This is a genomic window from Tatumella sp. JGM91 (genome assembly GCF_018257575.1).
In the GTDB taxonomy this organism is placed as follows: Bacteria; Pseudomonadota; Gammaproteobacteria; order Enterobacterales; family Enterobacteriaceae; genus Tatumella; species Tatumella punctata.
On the sequence record NZ_JAERJP010000008.1, the window covers coordinates 27,834 to 39,909 of the forward strand.

Annotated in this window: 9 protein-coding genes; all 9 read right to left on the bottom strand. The window is 50.5% G+C overall.

Annotated features, from left to right (window positions below; all coding sequences use genetic code 11):
• Positions 1-47: 47 nt before the first annotated feature.
• The 9 genes from JK198_RS07110 to rimP all read right to left on the bottom strand — a co-directional run bounded on the left by JK198_RS07110 (position 48) and on the right by rimP (position 12,041).
• Positions 48-1,913 (bottom strand): DEAD/DEAH family ATP-dependent RNA helicase, encoded by a 1,866-nt coding sequence (locus JK198_RS07110; RefSeq protein WP_212707658.1) that lies wholly within the window; start codon positions 1,911-1,913, stop codon positions 48-50.
• Between the two features lie 177 nt (positions 1,914-2,090).
• The gene (nlpI, locus tag JK198_RS07120; protein ID WP_212707657.1) at positions 2,091-2,975 is read right to left on the bottom strand and encodes a lipoprotein NlpI; all 885 of its coding nucleotides are present in this window, start codon (positions 2,973-2,975) and stop codon (positions 2,091-2,093) included.
• Between the two features lie 131 nt (positions 2,976-3,106).
• A complete protein-coding gene (gene pnp, locus JK198_RS07125) occupies positions 3,107-5,239 on the bottom strand; it encodes a polyribonucleotide nucleotidyltransferase (RefSeq protein WP_212707656.1) in 2,133 nt (710 codons plus the stop codon).
• A gap of 316 nt (positions 5,240-5,555) precedes the next feature.
• Complete coding sequence (gene rpsO / locus JK198_RS07130; protein ID WP_212707655.1) at positions 5,556-5,825, bottom strand: 30S ribosomal protein S15; 270 nt, start codon at positions 5,823-5,825, stop codon at positions 5,556-5,558.
• A gap of 106 nt (positions 5,826-5,931) precedes the next feature.
• The gene (truB, locus tag JK198_RS07135) at positions 5,932-6,873 is read right to left on the bottom strand and encodes a tRNA pseudouridine(55) synthase TruB (protein ID WP_212707654.1); all 942 of its coding nucleotides are present in this window, start codon (positions 6,871-6,873) and stop codon (positions 5,932-5,934) included.
• Positions 6,873-7,277 (bottom strand): 30S ribosome-binding factor RbfA, encoded by a 405-nt coding sequence (rbfA, locus tag JK198_RS07140; RefSeq protein ID WP_212707653.1) that lies wholly within the window; start codon positions 7,275-7,277, stop codon positions 6,873-6,875. The genes truB and rbfA overlap by 1 nt, the downstream gene beginning before the upstream one ends.
• Before the next feature lie 66 nt (positions 7,278-7,343).
• The gene (gene infB, locus JK198_RS07145) at positions 7,344-10,040 is read right to left on the bottom strand and encodes a translation initiation factor IF-2 (RefSeq protein WP_212707652.1); all 2,697 of its coding nucleotides are present in this window, start codon (positions 10,038-10,040) and stop codon (positions 7,344-7,346) included.
• An 18-nt stretch (positions 10,041-10,058) separates the two neighbouring features.
• Positions 10,059-11,564: a transcription termination factor NusA gene (nusA, locus tag JK198_RS07150; RefSeq protein WP_212707651.1), complete on the bottom strand. Its 1,506-nt coding sequence runs from the start codon at positions 11,562-11,564 to the stop codon at positions 10,059-10,061.
• 24 nt (positions 11,565-11,588) lie between these two features.
• Positions 11,589-12,041 (bottom strand): ribosome maturation factor RimP, encoded by a 453-nt coding sequence (gene rimP, locus JK198_RS07155; protein WP_212707650.1) that lies wholly within the window; start codon positions 12,039-12,041, stop codon positions 11,589-11,591.
• Positions 12,042-12,076: the final 35 nt, after the last annotated feature.

The window sequence follows — 12,076 nt, forward strand, 5'->3', positions numbered from 1 at the left end:
CCGGCGCAAACAGCGATGCTGTTCCCGCCGGCAGTAATGACTAACGATTAATATTCGCGACGACGGGCAGCCGGTGCGGCACCATCTTCACGACGCTGACCACGATGACCTTCACGGTTTCCACCGAAACCACGACCGCCTTCACGACCACCTTCACGACGATCCGAAAAACGACGACCGCCGCCCTCACGACCACCTTCACGGCCACCACGACGTGGCTCACGTGACTGCGGTGCATCACCAATCAGTTGCATATTCATCGGCTTGTTCAGAATACGAGTTTTCGTAAAGTGCTGCAGAACTTCACCCGGCATACCTTTTGGTAATTCAATTGTTGAGTGGGTACCAAACAATTTGATGTTACCGATATAGCGGCTGCTGATATCACCTTCGTTAGCGATAGCACCAACGATATGACGCACTTCAACACCATCATCACGGCCAACTTCAATGCGGTACATCTGCATTTCGCCGACATCGCGACGCTCACGACGCGGACGATCACCATCACGGCCACCTTCACGGTTACCACGACGATCATCACGGCTGCCACGCTCATCACGGTCACGGAACTCACGGCGTGCAGGACGAGGTGCATCAGCAGGGACGATTAACGGACGTTCACCCTGGGCCATTTTCAGCAGAGCGGCAGCCAGAGTTTCCATATCCAGATCTTCCTGCGGCGATAATTTCTCCAGCAGTGCACGATACTGATCCAGATCGCTGCTTTCCAGTTGCTGCTGTACGCGCTCAGCAAATTTCGCCTGACGACGGCTGCTCAGCAGTTCTGCATTTGGCAGTTCAACTTCCGGAATCGTCAGCTTCATGGTGCGTTCGATGTTGCGTAGCAGACGACGCTCACGGTTCTCCACGAACAGTAAAGCACGCCCCGCACGACCCGCACGGCCAGTACGGCCAATACGGTGTACGTAAGATTCTGCATCCAGAGGGATGTCGTAGTTTACCACCAGGCTGATACGTTCAACGTCCAGACCACGTGCGGCAACGTCGGTGGCAATCAGAATATCCAGACGACCATCTTTCAGGCGTTCCAGAGTCTGTTCACGCAGTGACTGGTTCATGTCACCGTTCAGTGCTGCACTGCTGTAACCACTGCGCTCCAGAGTTTCAGCAACTTCCAGGGTGGCATTTTTGGTACGAACGAAGATAATCGCCGCATCAAAATCTTCTGCTTCCAGGAAACGTACCAGTGCATCGCTCTTACGGCCGTAAGCAGTCCAGTAAGACTGGCTGATGTCCGGACGGGTAGTGATGCTGGACTGAATGCGCACTTCCTGTGGATCTTTCATAAAGCGACGGGTAATACGACGGATTGCTTCCGGCATAGTCGCAGAGAACAGCGCTGTCTGATGCCCTTCAGGGATCTGCGCCATAATGGTTTCAACGTCTTCGATGAAGCCCATACGCAGCATTTCATCAGCTTCGTCCAGCACCAGACCACGCAGGTTAGACAGGTCCAGAGTACCGCGTTTCAGGTGATCCAGCAGACGGCCGGGAGTACCGACAACAATCTGTGGTCCCTGACGCAGGGCGCGCAGCTGTACGTCGTAACGCTGACCACCGTACAGGGCCAGAACGTTAACGCCGCGCATATGTTTAGAAAACTCAGTAGCAGCTTCACCTACCTGTACCGCCAACTCACGGGTCGGTGCCAGCACCAGAATTTGTGGTGCTTTCAGAGAAGGATCAATGTTGTTCAGCAATGGCAAAGAGAATGCCGCTGTTTTACCACTTCCGGTCTGAGCCATACCCAGAACATCACGGCCTTCCAGCAGATGAGGAATACAGGCAGCCTGGATTGGCGATGGTTTAACGTATCCCATGTCATTCAGTGCAGACAAAATGGATTCGTTAAGGCCCAGATCGGAAAAAGTGGTTTGAATATCAGTCATGTAGTACACGTGCCTCTTAGATAACGGCGGCCAGTCTACATAACTCGTCATGAAAACTTTCAGTTATTTTCATTGAAAAGTGTGAACCGGCTCAAATTAGAAGTTTTTGACGAATAAAACACCCCTCACCCCGAAGGATGACAGGATACATAAACAAAGGGCGTTAAATGTCGTCAGCTATTGCTGGTCGGATTCTGATAAATCGTCTTGTGCCTGGCCAAGTTCCGCCAGTTCCAACAATGCGTATCGGTGTTCAACAAAGTTATTCACATTGTTGGCAACCGCCAGTTTGAATAACGCTTCCGCGTTATCCTTCTCCCCCAGACTTAGGTAATACTTACCTAAATAGAAGTTGGTTTCACTGAGATGTTCAGCGAGCGAGGTGTTATCCGTAGCATCCGCCTGTAAACGCGCCATCAGTGTTTTTTCACTGATATCGCCCAGGTAGAATTCGACAATATTCCATCCCCATTGATCTCTGTTCGCCGAGTCATAACGCTGCCTGAGCGCGACTTTCGCTTTGTCTGCATTTATCTCACGTTCGTCGAGATAGAGCCAAAGCGTACGAAAAGGATCATTAGGATCGTCCTGATAAAACGCCAGCAGATCATCTTGCGCTAACTTGTATCGACCGCCGTAATACAGCGCGATACCACGGTTTAAATGCGCATAATTGTAAGTTGGATCAAGCTCAAGTACAGAATCAAACGCTTCATAGGCAGAATCAAAATTACCTGCCTGCGTTAAGTATATACCAAGATAGTTAAATACTTCTGGCATATCTGGTCTGATAGACAACGCTTGGGAAAAATCGTTCCGTGCGAGTGCCCGCAAACCTAAACTATCATACAACACTCCGCGCTCATATAACAGCTGTGCGCGTTCATCATCGGTGAGAGCACGACTGGCAAGAATTTGTTCCATACGTGCCAGGATGACTTCCTGCTGCAACGTTGGCTGCAAAGGCACGGCAAGAACTTCGTTCTGACGCCAATTAGAGCTGCTGCATCCTGCCAGCAATAAAGCTGTCGCAACAAAACCCCAGCGCAAATAAGGCTTCATTATCCCACTCCCGAATACAAACATTAGGATGAATATCCTGTCATCCGCCTGCCGTGCAAAGGAATCCTGCCCTCGCGATAACAGAAATCCTGCTCTCCGGGTGTCCGGAGAGCAGGAAAATCATCGAACGCTTAACCGGCGTCGGACGGATTCGTCGCTGCGGTTTCTTCTGCCTGCGGTTTTTCAGCCGCTTCTTTGATGCTCAGGCGTACACGACCCTGACGGTCGACTTCCAGTACTTTAACCGGAACTTCCTGGCCCATCTGCAGATAGTCTGTCACTTTTTCTACACGCTTTTCAGCGATCTGAGAAATATGTACCAGACCTTCTTTACCGCCACCAATGGCAACGAATGCTCCGAAATCAACGATACGGGTGACTTTACCGTTATAAATACGGCCCACTTCGATTTCTGCGGTGATTTCTTCGATACGGCGGATAGCTTCTTTCGCTTTGTCACCATCAGTAGCCGCAATTTTTACGGTACCGTCATCTTCGATTTCGATAGTGGTACCGGTCTCTTCGGTCAGAGCACGGATAACTGCCCCCCCCTTACCGATAACATCTTTGATTTTGTCCGGATTGATACGAATAGTATGAATACGTGGTGCAAATTCAGATATTTCGATACGCGGGGTGCTGATTGCCTGTTCCATGGTACCCAGGATATGCAAACGCGCACCTTTCGCCTGGTTCAATGCAACCTGCATAATTTCGCGGGTAATACCTTCGATTTTGATGTCCATCTGCAGTGCAGTCACACCGTCGCGGCTACCGGCAACTTTAAAGTCCATATCACCCAGGTGATCTTCGTCGCCCAGGATATCAGACAGGACAACATAACGTTCGCCGTCTTTCACCAGACCCATCGCAATACCCGCTACTGCGGCTTTGATAGGCACCCCGGCATCCATCAGTGCCAGAGAAGCACCACAGACTGATGCCATAGATGATGAACCGTTAGATTCGGTGATTTCTGATACCACACGTACAGTGTACGGGAAGACATCGGCTTTTGGCATCATCGCCAGCACGCCGCGCTTCGCCAGACGACCGTGGCCGATTTCACGGCGTTTTGGTGAACCCACCATACCGGTTTCGCCCACAGAGTACGGAGGGAAGTTGTAGTGGAACAGGAAGCTGTCGGTTCTTTCGCCCATCAGCTCATCCAGGTTCTGCGCATCACGGGTGGTACCCAGTGTTGCCGTAACCAGTGCCTGAGTTTCACCACGGGTAAACAGTGCTGAACCGTGGGTACGCGGCAGAACACCAGTACGAACGTCCAGACCACGAACCATATCTTTTTCACGTCCATCGATACGCGGTTCGCCGTTCAGAATACGTGCACGGACAACGTTTTTCTCGATGGCGTGCAGCAGGTCACTGATTTCGCCTTCATCCAGTGCTTCATCTTCTGCTTTCAGTGCAGCAATAGTTTCGCTTTTGATCAGGTTAACCTGCTCATAGCGTTGCTGTTTCTCTGTAATGCGGTAAGCGTCACTCAGACGAGCTTCAGCCAGTGCAGCAATACGTGAATTCAGAGCTTCATTTGCCGCTTCCGGCTGCCAGTCCCAGCGTGGTTTGCCTGCTTCAGCAACCAGAGATTTAATATTTTCGATCACAACCTGCTGTTGCTCATGGCCAAAGACCACCGCACCCAGCATTTGTTCTTCGCTCAGTACATCAGCTTCTGACTCAACCATCAGTACCGCATTCTCGGTACCGGCCACCACCAGATCCAGACGGGTGTTAGCCATCTCTTCAGTGGTCGGGTTCAGAACATACTGATCATTGATGTAACCAACACGGGCTGCACCGATGGGACCATTGAACGGAATACCAGATAAAGAAAGGGCCGCTGACGCACCAATCATTGCCACGATGTCCGGGTTAACCTGTGGGTTAACAGAAACAACAGTTGCAATAACCTGTACTTCATTGACAAAACCTTCAGGGAACAGCGGACGCACCGGACGGTCAATCAGACGCGCAATCAGTGTTTCACCTTCACTCGGACGACCTTCACGACGGAAGAAGCTTCCCGGGATACGGCCGGCAGCGTAAGTACGCTCCTGATAGTTAACCGTTAACGGGAAAAAGTCCTGGCCTGGTTTCGCTTTCTTCTGACCGACAACGGTCACGAATACACAGGTATCATCAATGCTTGCCATCACAGCAGCAGTCGCCTGACGGGCCATCATTCCTGTTTCCAGAGTGACGGTATGCTGGCCATACTGGAATTTACGTACAATCGGATTCAGCAAAGTTTAGATCCTTTAATTTTTAATCAGATAGCCTTTTTCAGGCTCTCTGTATCATGGGTTTTGATCTTCCAGCATCCTCGCGACTAATGACAAATCTTTCCGTACTGCCGGTGGGATAAGGTTTCTCATTAGCCGCGCGAATCGTGCAAATAAAGATCACTCACGGTAACAATACATGAGTTTTAGCAGAAATACTGCCAGTCCCCCGAAAAAAGGGGCCATACAGGCCCCTTTTCGCGAAACTCGCTCAAATTTTTTCGCCGGAACAGCACGGCTGATAACGCAACGTACAGACCATTGAAAAAACTCTTCAGACTTAGCGACGCAGACCCAGAGCTTCGATCAGGCTCGAGTAACGTGCAACATCTTTACGCTTCAGGTAATCCAGCAGCTTACGACGCTGGGAAACCATACGCAGCAGACCGCGACGGCTGTGGTGGTCTTTTTTGTGCTCAGAAAAGTGACCCTGCAGGTGGTTAATCTGTGCAGTCAGCAGAGCAACCTGAACTTCAGTTGAACCACTGTCATTGGTACCACGACCGAATTTAGCAACGATCTCTGCTTTAGCTTCTACGCTTAGAGACATAATAAACTCCAATATATGTGTTGATTTCAGGTTGCCGATCTCTAATTCAGCTCCCCACTTTAAAGCCGCGTCATTCTACTCTGCGGCCGACATGAGTGCAAATAACTCAGTCGAAATATTCAACCACCAGTCGGCGCGGTGCAACACGCCCCTGATCGTCGATTTCTGCCATACCGATAAACTTCTGACTGTCGCCTTCACTGACGCGCACCAGGCCATTGGCTGGCGCACCGGCAATTTGTACCGGCTGACCGAGTTTAAACCAGTGACTGACGGATTCCGGCAAATTCACCAGCGGATAGTCTTCCGCAGGGCTGTCCATTGGCATCAGTAACGCATCCAGGGCCGCCAGATCGGTGTGTCCCTGTGGGTCCGGCGCGGCCAGTGTTTGTAACTGCTCCAGGGTGACCATTTTATCCATCGGATAACGGGCGACCTGTACACGGCGCAGCATGGTGACATGAGCACCGCAGCCAAGCTTTTCACCCAGATCATCAATAATGGTCCGGATATAGGTGCCTTTTGAACAATGAATTTCCAGCTCCAGTTCATCATCCTGATGACGGATAAACTGTAACTCATGGACAGTGATCGGCCGGGGTTCCCGTTCAACAGTGATACCCTGACGGGCATATTCATATAACGGGCGTCCCTGATGTTTCAGTGCCGAAAACATAGAAGGCACTTGCAGGGTTTGCCCGCGAAAACTGTCCAGCGCCTGAGCAAGCTCAGCGGCAGTAAAACGGACCGGACGTTCTTCAACCACATTACCATCCGCATCGGAGGTATCGGTACGCTGGCCGAGCCGGGCGATAACACGGTAACGTTTATCAGAGTCGAGCAGGTAACGGGAAAATTTGGTCGCTTCACCGAGGCAAATGGGCAGCATGCCCGTTGCCAGCGGATCCAGCGCGCCCGTATGGCCGGCCCTGTTCGCGTTATAAATACGTTTTACTTTTTGCAGCAAATCATTGGAGGATATACCCGTGGGCTTATCCAGCAGTAATACCCCGTGGATATCACGCCCACGGCGACGGGGACGTCCCATCAGTCCTCCTCGTGCTCTTCAGGCTTATCGCCGCGACGTTCGTTATCCCGCTTAACTACATTGGATACCAGGTTAGACATACGCATACCTTCGACCAGGGAATTATCATAGAAAAACGTCAGTTCCGGGACAATACGCAAGCGCATCGCTTTACCCAGCAGAGTACGGATAAAGCCGGAAGCATCCTGTAATGCTTTAACCCCTGCTTTTACTGCATCTTCGTCTTTATCATTCAGGAATGTGACAAATACTTTGGCATAGGCCAGGTCGCGTGACACTTCGACACTGGATACGGTTACCATCATACCGAGACGGGGATCTTTGATTTCGCGCTGAATAATCAGGGCAATTTCTTTTTGCAATTCCTGAGCAACACGCTGAGAACGACCGAATTCTTTTGCCATCTTTTTGCTCCTTTCAAATAATTCGGGAGGCCAGCGGCCTCCCAAATAGTCATAACCTGGTAACGATTAATCGATAGTACGTTTGATTTCAATAACTTCAAACACTTCGATAGAATCGCCGGCGCGAACATCATTATAGTTCTTCACACCGATACCACATTCCATACCATTACGGACTTCGTTGACGTCATCTTTGAAGCGGCGCAGAGATTCCAGCTCGCCTTCATAAATAACCACGTTCTCACGCAGGACACGGATAGGATTATGACGTTTAACCACACCTTCAGTAACCATACAACCGGCAATGGCACCAAATTTCGGTGATTTAAATACATCACGGACTTCAGCCAGACCAATGATCTGCTGTTTGTATTCCGGTGCCAGCATACCGCTCATTGCTGCTTTTACTTCGTCGATCAGGTTATAGATAACCGAGTAGTAACGCAGATCCAGGCTTTCAGCTTCAATAACACGGCGCGCTGATGCATCAGCACGAACGTTAAAGCCCAGCACGATAGCATTAGATGCCGCTGCCAGAGTGGCATCAGTTTCGGTAATACCACCGACACCGGAACCGACAATTTTCACTTTAACTTCATCGGTAGACAGTTTCAGTAATGAATCTGAAATAGCTTCAACCGAGCCCTGTACGTCTGCCTTCAGTACGATATTCAGTTCAGAAACGTCACCTTCTGTCATGTTAGCAAACATGTTTTCCAGTTTAGATTTCTGCTGACGAGCCAGTTTAACTTCACGGAATTTACCCTGACGATACAGAGCAACTTCGCGTGCTTTCTTCTCATCACGTACCACAGTCGCTTCATCACCGGCAGCAGGTACACCTGACAGACCGAGAATTTCGACCGGGATTGACGGACCGGCTTCCAGAACTTCCCGTCCCAGTTCGTTACGCATCGCACGGACACGGCCATATTCGAAGCCACAAAGGACGATATCGCCTTTGTTCAGGGTACCGGCACGTACCAGTACGGTAGCAACCGGACCACGGCCTTTATCAAGGAAGGATTCGATAACCACACCGCTTGCCATACCACTGCGTACCGCTCTCAGTTCCAGAACTTCTGCCTGCAGCAGGATTGCCTGTAACAGGTCATCAACACCGGTACCTGCTTTCGCAGAGACATTGACGAACATGTTTTCGCCGCCCCACTCTTCCGGAATAATTCCGTACTGGGTCAGTTCATTTTTAACCCGATCCGGATCAGAATCTGGTTTATCGATTTTGTTAACTGCAACCACCACCGGTACATTGGCCGCTTTAGCATGCTGGATAGCTTCTACGGTCTGAGGCATCACACCATCATCCGCTGCGACTACCAGGATAACGATATCCGTTGCCTGAGCACCACGGGCACGCATTGCGGTAAACGCGGCGTGGCCAGGAGTATCCAGGAAAGTGATCATGCCGTTACCGGTTTCAACGTGGTAAGCACCGATATGCTGGGTAATACCACCGGCTTCACCGGAAGCAATTTTTGCAGAACGGATATAATCCAGCAGCGAGGTTTTACCGTGGTCAACGTGACCCATGATAGTTACCACCGGCGCACGTGATTCAGCTTCTGTATGTCCGCCGATATCACGGTCACTCATTACCGCTTCTTCCAGCTCGTTTTCACGACGCAGGATCACTTTGTGACCCATTTCTTCGGCAACCAGCTGAGCAGTTTCCTGATCGATAACCTGGTTGATGGTCGCCATGGCACCCAGTTTCATCATTACTTTGATGACCTGAGAACCTTTCACTGCCATTTTGTTCGCCAGTTCAGCGACTGTCACCGTTTCACCGATCACTACATCACGGTTAACCACCTGCGCCGGCTTGTTAAAGCCTTGCTGCAGAGCGCTGCCCTTACGATGTTTACCGCCTTTACCGCCGCGAACAGCTGCACGTGCTTCTTCACGGTCAGTTTTCGCTTCAGAGTGTTTGTTACTTTTCTTTGCACGCGGGCTTTTGGTCGCAGTGCGGGTACGGCCACGGCCACCTTCAACCTGACGATCGTTCTCGTCTTCAGCCTGACGGGCGTGAGTTGATGTAGTCACGTGGTAGTCAGAAGCGTCTTCGGTTTCCACCGGCTTCTGCCACTCTTCGCCTTTCTCTTCAGCCAGTTTACGGGCTTCTTCAGCAACACGCTTTGCTTCTGCTTCCAGCTTACGGCGTGCTTCTTCTTCGGTTTTACGCTTAAGTTCAGCGGCTTCCGCTTCGCGACGGGCTTTTTCTGATGGTGCTGCCTGGGTCATATCGTTCTTTTGTTGATTCGTCACAGTTTTTGTTTCCGCAGCTTCACGTCTGGCTTTTTCTTCTGCCTCACGCTTAGCTTTATCTTCGGCTTCACGTTTCGCTTGTTCTTCAGCAACGCGTCTGGCTTTTTCTTCTGCCTCACGGCGTGCTGCCTCTTCCGCTTCACGCTGTGCCTGTGCTTCAGCTTCTGCCTGGCGTTCCGCCTCGGCATCATCTTTCACATAGGTACGCTTTTTGCGGACTTCAATTTGCACAGATTTACTTTTACCCCCGGTGCCGGGAATATTCAAGGTACTGCGTGTTTTACGTTGCAAAGTGAGTTTACCTGAATCCGTAGTACCGTGCTCACGGTTCAGGTATGACAGTAAACTTTGTTTTTCCTGTTCAGTCACAGAGTCGTTTTCAGACTTAGTGATGCCTGCATCAGCCAGTTGCTGTACCAGACGATCAACAGGAGTTTCAATTTCTGCAGCCAGCGATTTTACAGTTACATCAGTCATGCTGTTCCTTCCTGTTAGTTATGCGTCACCGCCAAACCAGCAGATATTACGTGCAGCCATAATCAGCTCGCCGGCTTTCTCTGCAGAAAGCTCTTCAATATCTGTGAGGTCATCAATACCCTGTTCAGCTAATTCTTCCAGAGTGCTGACGCCTTTAGCAGCCAGACGATAGGCCAGGTCTTTATCCATTCCCTGCAGAGCCAGTAAATCATCTGCAGGTTTCTGGTTACCCAGACTTTCTTCTTTTGCCAACGCCAGGGTGGTCAACGCATTTTTAGCTCGTTCACGCAGAGCCTCTACCATCTCTTCTTCGAGCCCGTCAATTTCCAGCAGCTCATCGACCGGCACATAGGCCAGTTCTTCGAGAGTCGAGAACCCTTCTTCTACCAGTACAGTAGCGAATTCCTCGTCAATATCGAGGTATTTCGTAAACATATCGATGGCTGCATGAGCTTCTGCCTGATGCTTCGCCTGCAGGTCATCAACCGTCATTACGTTCAGTTCCCAGCCACTCAGCTGAGAGGCTAAACGTACGTTTTGGCCATTACGGCCGATCGCCTGAGCCAGATTTCCGGCTTCAACAGCGATATCCATGGTGTGATTGTCTTCATCCACCACAATGGATGCGACATCAGCAGGTGCCATGGCATTAATCACAAACTGTGCCGGATTATCATCCCACAGCACAATATCGATACGCTCACCGCCCAGTTCACTGGAAACGGCCTGTACACGAGCACCACGCATACCTACACAGGCACCTACGGGATCGATACGTTTGTCATTGGTTTTTACAGCAATTTTAGCACGTGATCCCGGATCACGGGCCGCGCCTTTAAGTTCGATAACTTCTTCACCGATTTCCGGCACTTCAATGCGGAATAACTCTTTCAGCATTTCAGGCTTAGAGCGGCTGACAAACAGCTGCGCTCCACGGGCTTCAGGACGCACCGCATAAAGAATACCGCGGATACGGTCGCCCGGGCGGAAGTTTTCACGTGGCAGCATATCTTCACGGAGGATCACTGCTTCAGCACTGGTGGCAGAACCGTCGGTCGGACGCACTTCCAGAGAGATGCTGTCACGGTTAACTTTTTTTACCACACCGGTAATGATTTCGCCTTCCTGCTCACGGAACTGATCAACCACCATCGCACGTTCGGCTTCGCGAACTTTCTGGACGATAACCTGTTTCGCTGTCTGGGTGGTGATACGGTCGAAAACCACAGATTCGATCTGATCTTCCACGAACTCGCCGAGAGTAAGGTTCTCATCTTCAAACTGAGCCGCCTCCAGCGTGATTTCACGGGTTGGCAGCGTCACTTCATCAACAATCAGCCAACGACGGAAGGTATCAAAGTCACCACTTTTACGATCAATACAAACACGAACATCGATTTCCTGTTCGTATTTTTTCTTTGTTGCCGTTGCAAGCGCACTTTCCAGCGCTTCAAAAATTTTTTCGCGCGGCAGGGATTTCTCGTTAGAAACGGCTTCTACAACAGCTAAGATTTCTTTGTTCATCCTGGTTAGCCTCAATCCGGACGTTTAAAAATGGGGGACCAGATTCGCTTTCTGAATATTACTCAGCGCGAACACTTCATCATTACCCTCGACGGTCACGGTCACCATTTCACCTTCTACGGCTTTAATGATGCCCTGCCACTTACGGCGGTTCTGCACCGCAATCCGCAACACCAGACTTACCTCATCTCCGGTAAAACGCTGATAGTGTGCTGCGTTAAACAACGGTCTTTCAAGACCAGGTGATGAAACTTCAAGATTATAAGCAACGGTGACCGGATCTTCGACATCCATTACTGCACTGACCTGGCGGCTGACATCAGCACAATCATCAACGTTGATGCCATTCTCACTATCAATATAGATACGCAGTGTCGATACACGGCCGCGAACGAACTCAATGCCGACCAGTTCGTAGCCAAGCGCTTCTACCGGAGCGGTGACTAACTCAGTTAATTTTTGCTCTAATGTGGACAAGCCCACCCCCAAGACATAAAAAAAGGGCTAACGCC